General features: G+C 56.1%; 20 protein-coding genes. 11 read left to right on the top strand and 9 right to left on the bottom strand.

Annotated features, from left to right (window positions below):
• The first annotated feature begins 252 nt into the window (after nt 1-252).
• A complete protein-coding gene (locus BXY66_RS16940) occupies nt 253-1,005 on the top strand; it encodes a hypothetical protein (protein ID WP_132861591.1) in 753 nt (250 codons plus the stop codon).
• Nucleotides 1,006-1,157: 152 nt separating this feature from the next.
• Here BXY66_RS16940 and BXY66_RS16945 read toward each other — a convergent pair whose 3' ends face one another.
• Entirely contained in the window at nt 1,158-1,907 is a 750-nt protein-coding gene (locus BXY66_RS16945; protein ID WP_132861592.1) for an SDR family oxidoreductase, read from the bottom strand.
• Entirely contained in the window at nt 1,904-2,239 is a 336-nt protein-coding gene (locus BXY66_RS16950; protein ID WP_132861593.1) for a darcynin family protein, read from the bottom strand. Before BXY66_RS16950 ends, BXY66_RS16945 begins: the two co-directional genes overlap by 4 nt.
• A 78-nt stretch (nt 2,240-2,317) precedes the next feature.
• Here BXY66_RS16950 and BXY66_RS16955 point away from each other — a divergent pair, with 78 nt between their 5' ends.
• Complete coding sequence (locus BXY66_RS16955) at nt 2,318-2,917, top strand: TetR/AcrR family transcriptional regulator (protein WP_132861594.1); 600 nt, start codon at nt 2,318-2,320, stop codon at nt 2,915-2,917.
• 176 nt (nt 2,918-3,093) lie between these two features.
• On the opposite strand, the gene BXY66_RS16960 is transcribed toward BXY66_RS16955, so the two are convergent.
• Genes BXY66_RS16960 through BXY66_RS16970 form a run of 3 tightly spaced genes read right to left on the bottom strand, consistent with a single transcriptional unit; the run spans nt 3,094 to nt 4,984 of the window.
• Nucleotides 3,094-3,927 carry an SDR family NAD(P)-dependent oxidoreductase gene (locus tag BXY66_RS16960; protein WP_165929227.1) on the bottom strand — a complete coding sequence of 278 codons (834 nt, stop codon included), beginning with the start codon at nt 3,925-3,927 and terminating at the stop codon, nt 3,094-3,096.
• Nucleotides 3,927-4,349, bottom strand: coding sequence for a DUF6326 family protein (locus tag BXY66_RS16965; protein ID WP_132861596.1), 423 nt, complete (start codon nt 4,347-4,349; stop codon nt 3,927-3,929). Before BXY66_RS16965 ends, BXY66_RS16960 begins: the two co-directional genes overlap by 1 nt.
• On the bottom strand, nt 4,346-4,984 hold the full coding sequence (locus tag BXY66_RS16970) for a DUF2306 domain-containing protein (protein ID WP_132861597.1): 639 nt from the start codon (nt 4,982-4,984) through the stop codon (nt 4,346-4,348). The genes BXY66_RS16965 and BXY66_RS16970 overlap by 4 nt, the downstream gene beginning before the upstream one ends.
• Before the next feature lie 87 nt (nt 4,985-5,071).
• Here BXY66_RS16970 and BXY66_RS16975 point away from each other — a divergent pair, with 87 nt between their 5' ends.
• From BXY66_RS16975 to BXY66_RS16990, 4 genes are all read left to right on the top strand, one after another.
• Nucleotides 5,072-5,977: a LysR family transcriptional regulator gene (locus tag BXY66_RS16975; protein ID WP_132861598.1), complete on the top strand. Its 906-nt coding sequence runs from the start codon at nt 5,072-5,074 to the stop codon at nt 5,975-5,977.
• Between the two features lie 352 nt (nt 5,978-6,329).
• Entirely contained in the window at nt 6,330-6,818 is a 489-nt protein-coding gene (locus BXY66_RS16980; protein ID WP_132861599.1) for a fasciclin domain-containing protein, read from the top strand.
• Between the two features lie 170 nt (nt 6,819-6,988).
• On the top strand, nt 6,989-7,882 hold the full coding sequence (locus tag BXY66_RS16985) for a phosphate/phosphite/phosphonate ABC transporter substrate-binding protein (RefSeq protein WP_132861600.1): 894 nt from the start codon (nt 6,989-6,991) through the stop codon (nt 7,880-7,882).
• 10 nt (nt 7,883-7,892) lie between these two features.
• Entirely contained in the window at nt 7,893-10,298 is a 2,406-nt protein-coding gene (locus tag BXY66_RS16990) for a response regulator (RefSeq protein WP_132861601.1), read from the top strand.
• 78 nt (nt 10,299-10,376) lie between these two features.
• Here BXY66_RS16990 and BXY66_RS16995 read toward each other — a convergent pair whose 3' ends face one another.
• Genes BXY66_RS16995 through BXY66_RS17005 form a run of 3 tightly spaced genes read right to left on the bottom strand, consistent with a single transcriptional unit; the run spans nt 10,377 to nt 13,908 of the window.
• The gene (locus BXY66_RS16995; protein ID WP_132861602.1) at nt 10,377-11,858 is read right to left on the bottom strand and encodes a heme biosynthesis protein HemY; all 1,482 of its coding nucleotides are present in this window, start codon (nt 11,856-11,858) and stop codon (nt 10,377-10,379) included.
• 10 nt (nt 11,859-11,868) lie between these two features.
• The gene (locus tag BXY66_RS17000) at nt 11,869-13,116 is read right to left on the bottom strand and encodes a COG4223 family protein (protein WP_132861603.1); all 1,248 of its coding nucleotides are present in this window, start codon (nt 13,114-13,116) and stop codon (nt 11,869-11,871) included.
• 45 nt (nt 13,117-13,161) lie between these two features.
• Nucleotides 13,162-13,908, bottom strand: a complete 747-nt coding sequence (locus BXY66_RS17005; protein ID WP_132861604.1) for a uroporphyrinogen-III synthase — start codon at nt 13,906-13,908, stop codon at nt 13,162-13,164.
• A 76-nt stretch (nt 13,909-13,984) separates the two neighbouring features.
• Between BXY66_RS17005 and tsaD the strand changes: the two genes are divergently transcribed.
• The 5 genes from tsaD to BXY66_RS17030 are packed head-to-tail and all read left to right on the top strand — an operon-like array spanning nt 13,985 to nt 17,174.
• Nucleotides 13,985-15,082, top strand: coding sequence for a tRNA (adenosine(37)-N6)-threonylcarbamoyltransferase complex transferase subunit TsaD (gene tsaD / locus BXY66_RS17010; RefSeq protein WP_132861843.1), 1,098 nt, complete (start codon nt 13,985-13,987; stop codon nt 15,080-15,082).
• Complete coding sequence (locus BXY66_RS17015; RefSeq protein WP_132861605.1) at nt 15,079-16,032, top strand: NAD(P)H-dependent glycerol-3-phosphate dehydrogenase; 954 nt, start codon at nt 15,079-15,081, stop codon at nt 16,030-16,032. Before tsaD ends, BXY66_RS17015 begins: the two co-directional genes overlap by 4 nt.
• Nucleotides 16,033-16,035: 3 nt before the next feature.
• Nucleotides 16,036-16,311 (top strand): YciI family protein, encoded by a 276-nt coding sequence (locus BXY66_RS17020; protein WP_132861606.1) that lies wholly within the window; start codon nt 16,036-16,038, stop codon nt 16,309-16,311.
• Entirely contained in the window at nt 16,311-16,730 is a 420-nt protein-coding gene (locus BXY66_RS17025; RefSeq protein ID WP_132861607.1) for an EVE domain-containing protein, read from the top strand. Before BXY66_RS17020 ends, BXY66_RS17025 begins: the two co-directional genes overlap by 1 nt.
• Nucleotides 16,731-16,778: 48 nt before the next feature.
• On the top strand, nt 16,779-17,174 hold the full coding sequence (locus BXY66_RS17030; protein WP_132861608.1) for a DUF1761 domain-containing protein: 396 nt from the start codon (nt 16,779-16,781) through the stop codon (nt 17,172-17,174).
• A gap of 235 nt (nt 17,175-17,409) precedes the next feature.
• On the opposite strand, the gene BXY66_RS17035 is transcribed toward BXY66_RS17030, so the two are convergent.
• A complete protein-coding gene (locus BXY66_RS17035; RefSeq protein ID WP_132861609.1) occupies nt 17,410-17,751 on the bottom strand; it encodes a DUF2853 family protein in 342 nt (113 codons plus the stop codon).
• Nucleotides 17,752-17,826: the final 75 nt, after the last annotated feature.

Raw genomic sequence — 17,826 nt, forward strand, 5'->3', positions numbered from 1 at the left:
TGCGCTGGTGCACCCATGGGGCCGAAGGGAACACTCTGAAACCTAAAGGTTTTGCCAGCAAACTTTATACCGTCTCGGTTGCAAAGGCACATTGTGGCCAGTGCAGCAACCATGCTCGTTACCTGCCGTTGATGATGCCCTGCGTCGGCTAGCCTGCCACGGCCGGTGAAGTGAGGATGCGCCGGTAAACGGTTTATCAAGACTACTTCAGCATATAACGCGAAACATCCCGCGAGTAGAAACCCGGTTAATATGTCTTCAGTCTCATCACTACGTTTCAGTCTTCTGATCCTTTGCCTTGCGGCTTCAGATGTGCAGGCAAACAATGTCTCGCTGATCCAGAACGGTTTCTTTGGGCAGCGCGCCTCCCACAGCGACACCTCTCAGGTTGAGGCGCACCGCCCTGCCCTTGTGCAGCCGTCGGGTGCCCATCTCGGACGTGGCGCGGTGGCACTGCGCCCCGGGGTTGCGAGCCTTTTTCGCGGTCGCGCAAGCGGTGGCCTTTTTGCGCCAGTGCTGGCCGTACCGTCCACTGCCAAGCAGCTTTTGACCCTTATCGCTGGAGCGGAAGCCGGCAAAGGCGAGTATGATGCTGTGCAGCATGGTGCACGAACGCAACCTGGCAAACGGCCAACCGAGATGACGATCGCCGAGATTTACCAGTGGATCGAAGACACCCCGGGACAGCCTCATGCAATCGGGCGCTATCAGCTTATCCCCGCCACTTTGCGACGTCTCGTCGGTCATCAAGAAGTGCCGCTCAGCGAGCGATTCAGCCCGGAATTACAAGATCAGCTTGCACTCCAGCTGTTGGAAGAGGCCGGACTAAGCGATTTCCTGTCCGCCGATATGCCGCGCGCAGATTTCATGCTCAATCTGGCCAAAATCTGGGCGGGTCTGCCCACATTGAACGGCAGATCTTACTATGAAGGCTATGCTGGGAATAGCGCAGTCTACACTTGGGATTATTTCGATACCCAATTCAGAAAGATCTTTCCTGGCTGACACCGGAACCAGTTTAGGAGCCCGCGCGCATTGAAACGCTGAACGTCCGGGTTAGTCGCACTACGGGCACCTCGGGGACCTGCTCTGTTGCAATTTGGTCTATGCTGCACGGCGTTGAAAATATTGAGAGTTATCGACCAAACTTCGATATTCTATCGCATTACCCGTTCCGCGACTTTAGGCGACACCCGATGTAAAAGGCGCAGCAGTTTAGCCTTGGAAACCCAGATTTCGTCTTTTTCTTTTTCAAGTCCTGAAATGACTTCGGCGGCAGCTTGTTGTGCCGAGATTTTTCTGGATGCCCTCCCAGCAGTCATGTCCGTCTCAACCAGAGCCATGATGGCTTCAACAACAATAATATGCGCTGCACGCTGACTACATTGATATCGCAAGGCCTTTGTAAATGACCGGACGGCTGATTTTGTCGCGCTGTAAACCGGGGACGCAGCTTTGGGCGCAATCGCAAGACCAGAACTGATGTTCACAATTGCTGCACGCTCGTGATGCTCGAGCAAAGCCAGTATGCCCAACGTGAGTGCTACGACCGCATCAAAGTTTGTCGCTATTTCCAGACGCGCCAAATCGATGTTTGGCCTCTGATCAAACCCGAATAGGTCCATCTCGAATTGGACACCTGCATTGTTGATCAGGATGTTGATGTCCGGGTGATCCGCTGCAAGACCGGCCACGAGCGCATCGACCTCAGCTGAGGAAGAGATATCCGCGACCCAAGTCGTAACGGCGCTCGGGAATGCTGCACTTAGCTCATCCAGTTGGCGCTGGTTTCGACCAACGGCGACCACCTCGCAACCTTTGGCGACCAGTTGCTTCGTTAACTCCAGTCCAATCCCACGTGCGCCGCCAGTGACAAGCGCCTTGCTCTGGCTGATATCGAATTTCATGTGCTACGAGCCAACTCAGATTCTTGAAAAGCCTGAAAGCCGTTTTCCAGTGCCGGAATAATGTCGAGGATTTCGAAATAGGGCTCAGAGAGCAAAGCTGTGTTTCGGAACCGCTCCATAACGAAATAATAGGAACCCATGTCATCCGTTTCGAAAACGGCGAGGTCGGAACAAACACCGCTAAACGCCTCTGCGTCGTAAAATCGCATTTTGACCCGTTCATCTGTCGCCGCTTGACCAAGACAGCTTGACGCAATTTGGTCCCGCTCCTTCAGCGAGAGGGACAGCCACTTAGGAGTGGCGCGTAGAGAAACGAAAATTGTCCAATTCATAGTGGTTGCCTTTGCGGTTGCGTTTCACACAATGATGAGTAATTGCTCGGGTAATCCAACTCGTATTTCAGGCAGACCATGGACCCCGCGATAAACCCCAGAAAAAAACCAAAACAAGAAAGGGCGCGCGCAACTTACGAGGCCATTCTGGAAGCGGCTGCTCGCATTCTTGTGCGTGGCGGCCTTGATGCATTGAATACCAACCGCGTCGCGGAGGTCGCCGGTGTCAGCATTGGGACGCTGTATCAGTATTTCCCAACGAAGCAGGCAATCTTGACCGAGATAATCCGCGAGAAAAGAAAGCTATTGCTCGATGATCTGAGGGTCGCGTCTGACAACATGAAGAACGAGACGTTCGATGAAACTTTGGACAAGCTGCTTTCGGCGGCGATCGCCCATCAGTTGCGCTGGCCAAAACTGGCAAGAATCTTGGAATTTGCAGAGGCTTTTCTGCCTTTGGAAGCCGAAACCAACGAACTTAACCTGGCAATTCATGACGTAGTTGCGGATTTTCTAACCCATGCAGGTCACCCGGAGCCTGACCAGAACGCACGTGACCTCGTCTCGGCTCTAAGAGGCCTAATTGACGCAGCGGGTCTAGCTGGTGAAACCGACTCGGCGGCCCTGTTTACTCGGGTGAAGAAACTGGCCACTGGCTTTTTGGCGCATGATCAGTAAGCCATTCTGCAAGAAATACACGTTGCCCAGCTTCCAATAGGAGTGAAGGCGGTGCCGAAGAGGCGCAAACGGCCCATCGGTGCGCAATCAATGAGCAGCTGAGAGCCCAATGTAGCTGATGAAGAGACGAATTCTAAGGTCGGCGCGGGTATTTTCGCCAACGTGAATGGACCGAGCTAAATCAGTTCTTCGCTATGCTCCCACAATTTTTTCCCCATCACATCATCGACAGCCCAAGCGCGTGGATTTGTGATCTTTGAATTGCGCAAGTAAACACCGGAAACGCCGTCGAGATCATGAGATGCACAAGCATAAATAGACGTGCGGGCTCCTTTGACGGGATTTTGCAAAGTAAGCGACAGGACATGTTTGAGTCCCCACCCGATCCACCCGTTTTGCGTGCCCAAATTGGTAGAGACTTCACCCGGATCGACAACATTCGAGGTCACACCGGTCCCTTGAAGCCGGTACGCGAGAGTATGCCCGAACAGGCAGTTTGCAAGCTTCGAATGGCTATAGACTTTGAGCGCAGAAAATCCGTCCTCAAAGGTCACGTCACTGAAGTTTATGGACTTCACCAGCATATGCGCACCCGATCCAAGGGTAACGACACGAGCCCCGCCCGCCTCTTGCAAGAGATCAAGCAACTCCGTCGTCAGTAGGAAATGTGCAAGGTGATTGACCGCAAACATCTCTTCGTGCCCGTCCACCGTCAACCGGCGGCTTAGGTTGAAGACACCCGCATTGTTGACCAGAACGTGCACGGGGCAATCGAGCGCGCGTACTGCGGCGGCAATCATGCGCACCTGTGCGAGATCGGCCAAGTCACCAACAATCAGTCGCGCTCGATCTTCGCCCGTCGCCAGGCGAATACGTTCCGTCACACGCCGGCCCTTGTCGCGGTTACGACACACCAAAATGAGATCGGCGCCGAGACTCGCCAAGGCGTATGCCGTTTGCTCACCTATTCCGCTGGTCGCACCCGTGACAACACATGTCTTTCCGCGCATCAGCTCGCCTCGATCGCGGTTTCTTCCAGCGGCTTGGTCTCCCATCCCCACGCCAACCACCAGATGACACAGAATGTGACAATTTCGATGGCCGCAAAAATGAAATCGTCGGGATCGCTCGGGCGTGACGCGAGGGTTCCGAGTATAGCAATCGGCGCGAGAAACAAATTGAGACGACGCGCAATGCTTGGGCGGGCAAAACTGGAAAACAGGAAGCCCAACAACAGCAACTCGACGATGATGGCCCCGACAACCAGAAGCCCTTCGGACATTGCCACACCATTGAGATGCCCCGTCAGAATCTCTTCGATCGTCGAAGACATGGTGAGCTCATGGACGTCACGGAAGAGAATATTGAGAATTGCGAACAGCCACAAAAGCGACAGTTTTGTACCAAGTAACAGGGGATTTTTGTAACTCATCTATCATTCCTTTTCAGTGACTTATGGTCCAACTGGACCTCGACAAAGGCGAGGCAGGCCAGCCAGCTAACGCCGAATGCGAATGCGCGGTGAACTCCTTCCGGATTTTCGCCAATGGCGTGCCAGAAAAAGACGACATAGGACTGAACGCCAGTCGCTACGCACAAGGCGTAGGCCCGCATCATCCATTTGCGGTGGTGTCCAAGGTGACGCGCTCGAACAGCCCGGTAGCCCATGACGATACACGTCGCGATCCCCGACGCGGCGAAGACCCGAATGACATTCAGCACCGGCCCGTCTTGGGGCGCGTGCGGGTAGAAGAACGTCAGCCAAATCGCCGAGAGTCCTGTAAGCAAGGCGGCGCAGGCCGCGAAGCGACCTGCCGCTCGATGCCAACCCAGGGTCCGAGGGTTTCCGTGGGTAGTGAACTGGAACGCGCCAAGCCCGACAAAGAGAAAGGCGCAAACGATATGGGCGACAAAAACGGCCTGAAGGCCCGTCGATACAGGCGGATAAGCAGTGAGTGGAGTCTCTACGCCCGCGATCTGGAGGAGCCGCGCCAATCCTGCGGCAAGCGGCAAGGTACAGATCGCGATCAATTTTGCTGGAAGCGGAATGTTTCTGAGCAGTGACATTGGTCTCTCTTTTCTTTTGAGACCAAATAACCCATACAAATAAACAACATAATTGCGCAAATATCTATACTAGGCATACGTAAATATATGAATATTCACGGGAGAGAGTTCGACTGGAACCATATTCGCGCCTTTCTAGCCGTCGTAGAGGAAGGGTCTCTTTCCGGTGCCGCACGGGTGCTTGGCCAAACTCAACCAACTCTCAGCCGTCAGATCGGCAACCTCGAAGAGGCCCTAAACGCGAGTCTCTTTATCCGCGGAACACGCGCCGCGCGCCTGACCGATACCGGAGCAGCACTTTTTGAACAGGTGCAGACCATGGCCGACGCGGCCACCCAAATTTCACGAATTGCAAAAGGGCGGAACCAGACACTCGAGGGCACGATCAGGATCGCCGCAACCGATGCGATGGTGTCCTACGTCTTGCCGCAATGCCTCGACACGCTCCGCAGGAACCATCCGGGAGTGGATGTCGAGCTCGTTCCCTCCAACGCTCTGGCAGATCTGACTCGCCACGAAGCAGACATCGCCGTGCGACATGTAAGACCGTCGCAGCCCGATCTGATTGCGCGACAGATCGGAGAATTTGACGTTTCTCTATTCGCGTCCGAACGGTACCTCACCGCGTTGGACGGTGACCTGACATCTGAGACAGTCGCCAACGCCGATTTCATTGGCTTCGAACACCGTGACCGATTGGTCCGGCAAATTCGTGATCTAGGGTTGGACGTCTCGCCTGCCAACTTCAAAATCGTCGCCCATTCAGGCGTAGTTCTGTACGAACTCGCCGCGGCCGGCCTTGGAATAGCACTCTTGCCGTCGGTGGTCGCCACACGGCATTTCGGACTGACTCGTGTCCTGCCTGATCTGGGGGAAATGCGTCTGCCAATTTGGCTGGTCTCCCACAGAGACGTTCAAACCAACATGCGGATCCGCCTGTGCTACGACCTGCTCGCAAACGCCCTGAAAGACTACCTGAAAGCTGACGGTTGACGACGGTCGTGTGAAAAAGCCGCAAAATAGGGAACAAGGCCTTGTGACGCCCGGCGCTTTCTGTGTGCCATGCTCAATGTTGCTCTGCCATTTTTTCACCCACGTGCCTGTGATTGATTTGTGATCAGCTTCGCCGCCATGAAAGCCCCACACCCAGATCCGCAGATTGCGCGCCCTGCAATTTCGCCCTTAAAACAAAGGAAAATGCGCAACCTGCGTCTCGTCTGACCTATTTGTGATCCGTTCGAGTTTGGCGCTACCACCGGAATTCCACCGATGATCCATCCCAACCGGGTTGCCGTAGCCCGACACATCAGCATTCCCGCTGGCAATCATTTTTGGGAGACAACTTATGTTCCGTCGTCAATTCTTGGCAGCCACTGCTGCCGTAACGCTTTTCGCCTCCGCACCTGCCTTCGCCGATGGCCATTCAAAAGACATCGTCGACACGGCCGTTTCTGCGGGCTCGTTCACCACTCTGGTCGCAGCGGTTCAGGCGGCGGGTCTCGTGGACACTCTCAAGGGCGATGGCCCATTCACAGTCTTTGCACCGACAGACGAGGCGTTTGCCGCTCTGCCCGAAGGTACCGTCGAAATGCTCCTGAAGCCCGAGAACAAGGACCAGCTGATTGCCGTTCTGACCTACCACGTTGTACCGGGCAAAGTGATGAGCGGTGACCTGTCCAACAACATGATGGCACCAACCGCTCAAGGCGGTGACGTCACGATCATGACCGAAGGCGGCGTGATGGTGAACGAAGCCAACGTTGTTACCGCAGACATCGGCGCATCCAATGGCGTTATCCACGTCATCGATTCGGTGCTTCTGCCGAAGTCGTAAGGTCTTTCAATCTTCAGAAACGCCCTTTGCCACCGGCAGAGGGCGTTTTTTGTGGGGCAAAACTCACCCAACGTCAGCGCAAAGCCGCTGAAAGGCCGAAACTCCATAAAATTAAGCATCAATCAAGATTTTGAGTCTACCCGTCAAGCAACGGGAACAAGGACGTAGAAATGAACTTGATGAAACGCCTGGCTTTGGCGCTGGTGTGTCTGCTGCCCACGCATGTGGTGACGGCTGAAACACTCGTTCTCGGAAGCCTCGAAAATGACATTCGTCGCGAGGTGGTCCGTTTCACTCCGCTTGCAGAGTATTTGAAACAAGCGTTGGCACCGCACGGCATCACTGACGTGCAAATCACGGTCAAACAAGAAGATCACGACATTGCAGGCGCGATCGCGAACGGTGACATAGACCTCTACTTCGACACACCAGTCGTTGCAGCCAAGGTCGCGCGCGATTCCGGAGCCGTGCCGCTGTTACGACAGTACCGCGACCGTCACGCCGCCTATCGCTCGCTCATCGTTGTACCTACGGATGGTCAGATTCAGTCTTTGAACGACCTAGTTGGCCGCAAGATTGCGTTTGAGGAACATTCGTCCTCTTCCGGCTTTCTTCTGCCCGTCTATCTTCTGGACCAAGCGGGACTTGAGGTCGCCAAACTCCGCACCCGTAACCGCAATGTACCAGACGGCAAGGTCGGCTACGTGTTCACCCGTGACAGCGCCAACACCATGTACTGGATGGTTCGTGGCTGGGCTGACGCCGGTGCAATGAACGACATCGACTTCCGCCATCTTGATGCAGCATTTCCCGGACAGTTCCGCGCAATTGCCGAAAGCCCGCTGATCCCCCGCGAGGTGGTCATGCAACGCCCGAGAATGGATCACGATTTGTCAGATGCGATCGCCGAAGCGCTGACCACAATGCACCACACCCAAAAGGGTCGCGAAGCAATCAGGGCCTTCTCCGATATGGACCGTTTCGTGAGCTTTCCCAGCGTCTACGACACCTTTCAGCCGATCTTTGCGATCCTCAATCGCCTGACGACCATTGGCATTATCTAGGAAGACCGATTTGACCTACGTTTCGCATATGGATGCGCCGTCCTTCTGGCGCCGGGCAACCCACGGTCTTCGCCGCCGAATGCTGTTCTATTTCGGCGCGCTGTTCACGGCCTGCGTCACCGCGCTGATCATCTCCAACACGTTGACACAACAGCAATTGGTGGAACAGAGGTTTCAAGAACGTGCCGAGTCCCTTGGCAAGCTGATCCTCGAAGTGTCGCTGCCCTACCTGTTCGAAGGACATCCGTCCGAACTGGACGTCATCTACGAGGAGCTCGAGGAGCAACCCGACGTGGTGTCGCTCTCGCTCGTAGATGCGGAGAACCATCTGATCGTAACAGGTGCAAACTTCGGCCACTCGCTGTTCCTCGGCAAGATTGAAGATCCACTTGTGGAAGAAGCGCGCCGCACAAACCAAGTCGCCTACCGCGACAACGACGGTCTGATTGAAATCGCTTTGCCTGTGAACTACGGCAACTTCAATTTTGGCACCATCCGGTTCGATCTGGACGGGACGATAGCATTGCGAGAGGTCGCCCTGTTGCGACAGCGTAACATGATGCTTGGCACCCTGTTCATCCTCGCCGGTTTGGGGCTCAGCTTTTTTGTGTCGCGCCGCCTGACAAATCCGCTGGCAAAGCTCACGCAGGCCACCGAACAAGCTGCCGCTGGCAGCCTTGATCACCGCATCACGATCCGCACCAACGACGAAGTCGAAAGCCTTGCCAAGTCTTTCAACACAATGATGGATCACCTTGCGGAGAGGGTTCAGAAACTTGAGGACACCAAGGAACAACTCAAGGCCTTTTCTGACGAAGTGCACCAGAAAAACCAGCAGCTGCAAATTGCGGTTGAAACGGCACAGCATGCTGAGAACGCCAAGTCACAGTTCCTTGCCCGCATGAGCCACGAGATCCGAACGCCAATGAACGGTGTTTTGGGCATGGCAGAACTCTTGTCCGATACCGATCTAAATCCGGCACAGCGCGGCCTGTTGGAGTCGATGCACTCTTCCGGATCGTCCCTGCTCAATATCATCAACGATATTCTGGACTTCTCCAAAATTGACAGCGGCCACATGACGGTTCGTCAGGAACCTTGCAAACCTGTAGATGTGATCGAAAAAACCGCTCAGATCTTGGCGTTCCAGGCATCTGACGCCGGCGTTGATCTGATCACCCGTATTGATCCGACCCTGCCGGAACACATTCTTGGCGATAGCCCTCGCCTCAAGCAGATCATCATCAACCTGGCCGGAAACGCGCTGAAATTCACCGACGAAGGGTACGTGATGATCGACGCCCGTCGCGTTGAGGATGACGACGGCCGAGCCCACATGCAGGTCAGCGTCTGCGACACGGGTGTCGGCATTCCTCAGGACAAGATCGACACAGTCTTTGACCAGTTCACCCAAGTGGACGGCAGCTACAGCCGTAAACATCAGGGTACCGGTTTGGGTCTCGCGATCTCCAAGGGCTTCGCAGAATTGATGGGCGGTCGCATCTGGGCGACGTCCTGTGTTGGCGAGGGATCAAAGTTCTGCTTCTCGATCCCGATCGTCGAACCATCCTCTGATCAGGTTCCGGCACCCACCACGGTGGACCTCGAGAAAATGCGGGTCCTAATTGTCCAGAAAGAGCCGATGGCCCTGTATGTGACCAACGAACAGCTGGAACACTGGGGAGCAAAACCGGAGGCCTGCGAGGATGGCGCCACCGCGCTTTCAACGCTCAAGGACGCAACAAAAACAGATGCTCCTTTCGACGTGGTTCTGGTCGAGAGCCGCCTTCCGGACATGAATGCAGAAACCTTCCTTCGGGCCTGCCGGACACTCAAGGGAATCAAGCAACCGCGCGTGATTTTTATCAACGAGCTTCAGGACAGCATCGAAGATGGCCACGCGCCCGACGTCACGCCCGACGCTGAGCTGCAGAAACCAATTCTGCTCGGCAACCTTCTCCGCTCGTTGACCAATTGTCCCGAAGCACAGGACGATTTCGGACCTGAGAAAGAAGCGAAAGACGTTGAGGTTGCAAAAGAAAAGAAAGACATCAAACCGATCCTGATCGTTGACGACAACCGCACCAACCGTAAGTTGATAGAGGTTTTCCTCGACCGTCACGGCCTGCCACATGCAAGTGCGGAAAACGGGATCGAAGCGATCGCGCAGAATGAAAGCCTGCGTCCCGACCTGATCCTGATGGATGTTTCCATGCCGGTGATGAACGGCCTGGATGCTGCGCGCAAAATCCGCGCACGCGAACAAGGCACCAACGACAGTCCTACGCGCATCATCGGTCTCACTGCCCACTCTGCGCCCGAGGACAGACAAGCCTGTCTGGACGCCGGAATGGACGAGCATATGGCCAAGCCGATCAAGTTGGCCTTGCTCAAGGAAATTGTCGCCGAGTTGTAAAAACCGGCTTCCGGGCGAATTGAAAAAAGGCGGGATCCCATGATCCCGCCTTTTTCACTTGTCCCTTCAAGCGGATCCTCATCCGGCCTTCGTGTCAGTCTCCTCGACCACCTCGGCGTCTACGGTTTCGACATCCTCGTCAGACGTCTCGCTTTCTTCCGCATCATCGCGCGTCTGATCGGCGATCGCGCCAACGATCAACGGTAGCATTTCGACACCGGAGCCGGACTTCGCCTCGGTCTCTGGCGGGGCTACCCAACTCAGGGTGTCAAAGCTGCCGCAATTCGCACACGTAGGCGCCCATTCCGCATGAATGTTGTGGCAGTTGTCGCAAACCCACTGAGGACCTCGCGGCGCTGTAAGCGCCTTCGCCAGAAAGCCCTTGACCACCGCATCGTCTCCCCCTTCACCACGCACAATCGCCGCCATAATGGTCAGCGAGCGCTGCGTTGGCTCCTTTTCGTAAAGGTCGCCCAGCGCGCGGCGTGCCTCAGGGAAATCTTCCGCCGCAATCTGCAACTCGGCATTCAACATCCGGGTCTCGGGATGATCCTGTGTGGCCTTGGTCAGTGTCTTGAACCGTTTGATCCGTTCTTGAGGAGTCTCGTTCGGCTCAATTGCGGCAAAAGCAGCGGCGAGATCCGGATGCGGACTCACATCCCATGCCTTACGCAACAGGCGGGCCGCGTTTCGAGGACGGCCTTGTTCTATATATCCTTTCGCCGCCAATGCTGCTGCGGGCACGAGATCAGGCGACAACCGGTTTGCCTCGATCGCGCGTTCGCGGGCTTCGATGGAGCTATCTTCGTCAAGAATACCTTTAGCCTCACCCAAGGCCAGAACCGCATCCCGTCGACGATGTACGTCTCGCGGCAACGTGCCATGCTTGAGTTTGGCATTCAGGGTTCCGCGCGCACCACTCCAGTCTTCATTCTCCGTCTGAAGGCGTAGGAGTGTATCCTGCACTTCCTCATGCCTTGGTTTTAGAGCAAACGCCGTTTCCGCAAGCTTGAGGGCCACATCGGTTTTGCCTTCAACCAGCTTCTGCTTCATCAGGCCGCGCACGCCCACGAACCGCGTGTTGTCGTCCTTGAGCAGGGTTTTGTAGACTTCCTCCGCCTTTTTGGTGTCACCGCTCATCTCAGCGGCCTGCGCCACGATCAGGTTGGTCAGTTCCGGCTTTTTCAGGAACTTTTCCGCCTTGCGGGCCTTGTCCATGGCCAGGCGCCCTTCGCCCGAAGACAACGCCATAAGACCGTCGGCCAACGCCTGATAACCTTTCTTTTCGCGGTTGCGATCGAAATAGCGGCTGATTGCGGTCTCGTCGCCATTCAGAAATTTCAATGTCGCCACCAAGAGCGCAAGCAATTTGATCGCCAGCCACGTGGCCGCCACCAGCGCGATCAAGGCCAAAGCAGTCTGGAACGGTCCAAGCGTGAACTCGACACCGCCCATGGTGATCATCACCCCGCCTTCGCTTTCAAGCAGATGGATCGCGCCAAAGGTCACAGCCCCGATAATGGCGACAAAAACAAGTATCTTAATCAAAGACCACAGCATGTTCTGACTTTCAGTTTGTGTTCAGGGCTTGCGCCATTGCTTCGGCTGCCTCGGTCGCCGCCAGTCGAGTTTCCGCCTGCGCCCGCCATTCCGCAATTTCAGCTTTGGGAGCATCGGCGAGACTGTCCAGTTCGGCCAATGCATCAAAAAGTTGCCCATCGCGCAGCGCAGCTTCCGCACGGCTCAGTATGGCATCGGTATCAGTGCCGTCCTTGGCTTCTACAGACCGCGCACCAAGCTGGTTTTTCAAAAAATTCCCAAGCGCGCTGCCCTGGGCATCATCAATTTTCTCCGCACGGGCCTTTGCCAACGCCGCGCGCGCAGCCTCAGGATAGCCCTCGATCAAAGCCGCCAAGGTGATCACGCCGGTACCAGCATTCTCTGCAAGCACCTCAGGCACCTCTTCACCAGTTGCGGAACGGTAGTCCACCAATGCACCGCTGTAAGCCGCACCGCTATCCAAAGCCGCCACAATCCGTGTTGTTGCCGACCGCGCAAGCGCCGCTTTGGCGGACAGATCGGCCTTGTCTTTCAGCTGTGCCGCTTCCGCCTTCTGCTCGGCTACCAGCGCCTTCAAGTCCTCGACCTCTCGCTCGTATGCGGCAATTGCCGCGGCCCCAAGGCCTTCGTTCAATGGTCGTTTCTCAATGTCGTTCAGCCGGCTGTCAAATTCGGCCACAGTCTGCGAAAGCGTGCCTAATTCGGTCGTGTAGGCGTCCAGAAGTTCACGTAGTTTCGCCACCTCCGCTGCCGCATCACTGGCGTTTTGCGATGCGCTCGAGGCACGCTCAGATGCCGACCCGGATTGCTCACCCAAAGAAGCAAGCGCTTGTTTTTGGGCTTCCAGCTCGACGGCCACCTTTGCCAACGTTTCTTCGGTGTCTGAACCGATCCCCAACTGGTCACCAAAAAAAACAGCGCCACCAAACCCGATAGCCGCGGCCACGACACCACCCAACACCATGGGAGCAAATCCGCCGCGCTTCTCTGGCGCTGAAGCAGCGTCAGGTGTTTCTTCTACGTCGGGAGCATCAGCATCAGGCGCCGTCTCTTCCACAACGTCTGATACGGCTTCGCTAACCACATCTTCCGTCGCCTCGACCGGTTCGGCATCAGGTTCATCAAGCTCTACAGGCGTTTCCCCGTCCGCGTTCGTTTCCTCGTCAACGAGTTCGGCGTCCTCGATCTCTTCAGCCTTGGCGTTCTCAGCCTTAACCTGATCGTCTTCCGGTTTGTCGGTCTTGTCAGAGTTACCCACCTGAAGTCCTTTCGAATCCGGTTATTTCGCAGTTGCAGCACCAATCTAGGTCAGGCGACTGCGCTCCTCAACATGAACTGCCGCGGCCAACAGTCTCGACACTGCGTCAATCATCGAATTGACATCAGATTTTTCCGCCACAACGACGTCTTGGGTCAAATTCTCGCTCAACGCCTCGGCAACAGCTGCGCTCATTGCAGCCACAAAAACGTGCGACGTCGTCGTCAGAAGCGCCGCCTCTTTGGAAAACTGCGCCGCCGTCCGCGGAGAAAAAAGGGGAACTATTACCGGATTTTCCCGCAACAACAATGATTTGGCCGCTTGCGTCAACGGAACCAACCGCTGTTCGTAGACGACCGCTTCCCCTGTCTCAACTTCTGCTGCGCAAAGTCTCTTGGCAATGTCACCACGAGCAAAGGCACCCCGAAAGTGCAATAAGGGACCGAAGACCTTGCCCGCTCGCTTGTCGGCCAAAACCCGCTCGACCAAAGCCTCCGCATCACCGCCTGCCGCAATCGCATGCCACCCTTTTGCCCGTGCCGCTTCCGCAGTTGCCTCTCCAACGCACCATGCAGGCAGGTTTCCTTCAGGTGCGAAGGCGACACCATTCGCAGAGGTAAAAATAACGCCCGACACGCCGGCCAGCGGCACACCTGCATCTGTCGGTTCCACCTTCATCAAAGGAGAGATTACCACCGGAGCGTCAATTCCCGCCCCTTGCAACGCCGCCGCAAACCGCTCCGCCGCAGCCAAAGGGCGCGAGATCAGGATGGTTGGGGACAATTCACTCATGAAAAATGCGCCGGGATTGTTTGAACCGCCTTCCGGTGTTACCTGCCTGACAGCACCGGTGCAACGGCAAGGACAGATGACAAAGCCTCTCACAATCCTAGGACTGGAAAGCAGCTGCGACGATACCGCCGCCGCAGTCTTGCGCCAATCAGGTGACGATGCGCCGGAAATTCTGGCGTCGATTGTCTATGGACAGACCGAATTGCACGCGCCGTTTGGCGGAGTCGTGCCTGAAATCGCCGCACGGGCACATGCCGAAAAGCTCGATCTCTCTGTCCAAGAAGCACTCTCCGCCGCCAACCTAAGCTTGTCCGAGATCGATGCCATCGCAGTCACGTCGGGTCCGGGTCTAATCGGTGGAGTGCTCTCAGCTGTAATGTGCGCAAAGGGTCTGTCCGCCGGGCTGAACATTCCCCTTGTCGGCGTGAACCATCTTGCCGGCCATGCGCTGACCCCGCGTCTGACCGATCAGGTGACTTTCCCTTACCTCATGTTGCTTGTTTCAGGTGGCCACTGCCAGTTCCTCATTGCGCACGGTCCCGAAAAATTCACACGTCTGGGCGGCACAATAGACGATGCACCAGGCGAGGCTTTTGACAAAACCGCACGTTTGCTCGGACTGCCCCAGCCCGGCGGCCCGTCTGTTCAAAAAGAGGCCGAGGCAGGTGATCCGAAAGCACACCGTTTCCCGCGCCCTTTGCTGGATCGTCCGGGATGCGACATGTCTTTCTCTGGTTTGAAAACGGCACTGCTGCGCGCTCGGGACGCAATCATCTCAGAAAAAGGCGGTCTGACGATCAAAGATCGCGCTGATCTTTGCGCCAGCTTTCAAGCCGCCGTGGTTGATGTGCTGGCGGAAAAGACGCGGCGTGCGCTCGAGGTCTACATGGCCGAAAACCCGTCTGAACCGTTGCTCGCCGTAGCCGGCGGAGTTGCTGCAAATTCGGCAATTCGGGCAAGGTTAGAGACTGTTTGTGCGGAATCTGGTGCTGCCTTTACCGCACCACCTTTGGCCCTCTGCACTGACAATGCCGCCATGATCGCTTACGCAGGTCTTGAGCGATTCAAATCCGGTGCACGGGATGACATGGGTCTGTCCGCACGTCCGCGCTGGCCACTTGACCAAACAGCGCCGGCACTGCTGGGCAGCGGAAAAAAAGGAGCCAAAGCATGATTTCGGTTCTTGGCGCTGGAGCTTTTGGTACCGCACTCGCCGTCGCCATTGCTCGCAACGATAATCCCGTGACGCTTTGGGCCCGCGACCCTTCTGCGACTGCTCTTATGCAAGATACGCGTCAAAACCCTCGATTGCCTGGGGTCTCGCTGCCTGAATCCATTACCTTCACATCTGATTTCTCGGCAGCACTCTCGGAAGTTGTTCTGCTCGCGGTTCCGATGCAAAAACTTCGAAGTCTGTTGCAGGAGCACCCCGAGCTTGCAGGACGGACCCTCGTTGCCTGTTGCAAGGGGGTTGAGCTCGGCACGCAATTGGGCCCAGTGGCCGTGATCCGTGATGTTCTACCCGACGCCATACCGGCCATTCTGACCGGCCCCAGTTTTGCTGCCGACATTGCGCGTGGCCTTCCAACGGCACTGACACTAGCGGTTGCAGACGAGACGGCCGGAAAAAACCTGCAACGCCGCCTGAAGTCGCCAAATATTCGCGTTTATCGCACAACCGATACTGTCGGCGCGGAACTGGGCGGCGCGTTGAAGAACGTGATTGCAATTGCCTGTGGCATTGCCATCGGCGCTGGTCTTGGTGACAGCGCCCGGGCCGCGCTCATGACACGCGGTTACGCCGAAATGCAACGCATGGCCCGTGCGCTGGGCGCCCAGCCTGAAACTCTGTCCGGCTTGTCCGGCTTCGGTGATCTCACCTTGACCTGCGCGTCCGAACAGTCGCGCAACTACCGCTTTGGGCTTTCGCTGGGGCGGGGTGAAACCTTTGATCCGACCGTCACCGTCGAAGGCGCCGCCACTGCCCGTGCGGCTCTGGATCGGGCCAAAACCATGAACATCGAGATGCCCATCACGGCCGCCGTTGTCGCAGTGCTGGATGGGGACTTGCAAATTCGCGACGCCATGGAAATGCTGCTCGCAAGACCACCCAAGGAGGAATAACTTATGCTGATCGCGCTCATCGCCAAGGACAAACCCGGCGCTTTGGAGATCCGCAAAGCCAACCGTGACGATCACGTCGCCTACCTCAAAGGGTCCGGCGACACGATCATGATGGCCGGCCCGTTTCTAGACGACTCTGGCGACATGTGCGGATCACTTATCATCCTGAACGTAGCGGACATGTCCGAAGCGGAAAATTGGGCTGCGAACGACCCCTACAAGGCTGCCGATCTCTTCGAGAGCGTCGAACTGAAGCCTTGGAACAAGGTTCTGGGCTGATGCGCTACTGGCTGTTCAAATCCGAGCCGTCGACCTGGAGTTGGGACCAGCAAGTTGCCAAGGGAGATGTAGGCGAAGAGTGGGACGGTGTACGAAACTATCAGGCACGCAATTTTATGCGGGAAATGGCCGTGGGTGACCGCGGCTTTTTCTACCACTCGCAAAAGGAGAAATCCGTTGTTGGCATCGTCGAGGTTTGCGCAGAAGCCCACCCCGACAGCACAACCGATGACGAGCGCTGGGAATGCGTGGACATCAAAGCTGTTGCGCCAGTGAAAACGCCCGTCAGTTTGGACATGATCAAAACAGACCCGCGTCTTGCGGACATGGTTTTGGTCAGAAATTCCCGACTTTCCGTTCAGCCGGTAACCGAAGCAGAGTGGCAGATCATCTTAGAGATGAGCGGTTCTCAAACCTGATTTTTCCGGCATACTCCCCGAATAAACCTAAAAAACGGGGAGACAGTTATGGAATATGTCGCAGTGCTGGCCGCAGCAGTGGCCTCATATGTGTTTGGATCAATCTGGTATATGGCGCTGGCCAAACCTTGGATGGAAGCCGCCGGTGTGGAAACAGGCGACGACGGGCGCCCCGTCAATTCCAAGGATCCAACGCCACACATCCTGGCCTTCGTCTGCGCCATAGTAGTGGCTGGAATGATGCGCCATGTTTTCGCCCTTTCCGCTATCGATACCGTGGACAAAGGGCTGACTTCCGGCCTTGGCATTGGTCTGTTTCTGGCCGCTCCGTGGATCGTCACGAACTATGGTTTTGCCGGTCGTCCGCGCAAACTGATGCTGATCGACGGTGGCTACGCCACTATCGGATGCACCATCATGGGCACTGTGCTTACACTGTTCTGAAACGCACACGGGGGTCCCGACGACCGCGCCAGAACCCCCGTGACCCCACGCGCTCCCATACCAACGCACGTGTATTCAAACTCTCGGTTCTGGCCGTCCTGGCCCGATGCTCTTTTGCTACCCCACGGTCGCTGAGTCGCACAAACACGAACTGCTTAGAAGTTGACTCAAAGGGCAGAAATGCAAGGCGCCCGCCGACGGTTGCGGCGGGCGTTGCTGAAGTCTCTGGGCAATCTCAGCCGTACACGGACTCTTTGCCGAAATGCTTAGTCAGCATGTAGTAAACCACTGCGCGATATTTATTGCGCTCCGATTTGCCGTATGTCTCGATCACGGCATTGATGCCTTCCATCAGTTCCGGACCATCTTTCAGCCCCAGCTTCTTGACCAGAAAGTTATCTTTGACAGTTTCCAGCTCGCTCTCCTGAGAGCTCGCAACGGTGGACGCGTCATCATTATAGATCGCCGGACCACAACCGATCGTGACTTTGGTCAGCAGGTCCATATCGGGTGTCATCCCGCATTTGTTCTTCAGATCATCCGCGTATTTTTCGATCAACTCGTCGCGTTTGCCCATTTTTTTCTCCCAGGTTTGGCCCTCAAGCCTTGTTCATTTTGGCGCCCTTTTTGGCTGGTTCGGACAGTAAACAGG

The sequence above is a fragment of the Shimia isoporae genome (genome assembly GCF_004346865.1).
GTDB classification, from domain to species: domain Bacteria; phylum Pseudomonadota; class Alphaproteobacteria; order Rhodobacterales; family Rhodobacteraceae; genus Shimia; species Shimia isoporae.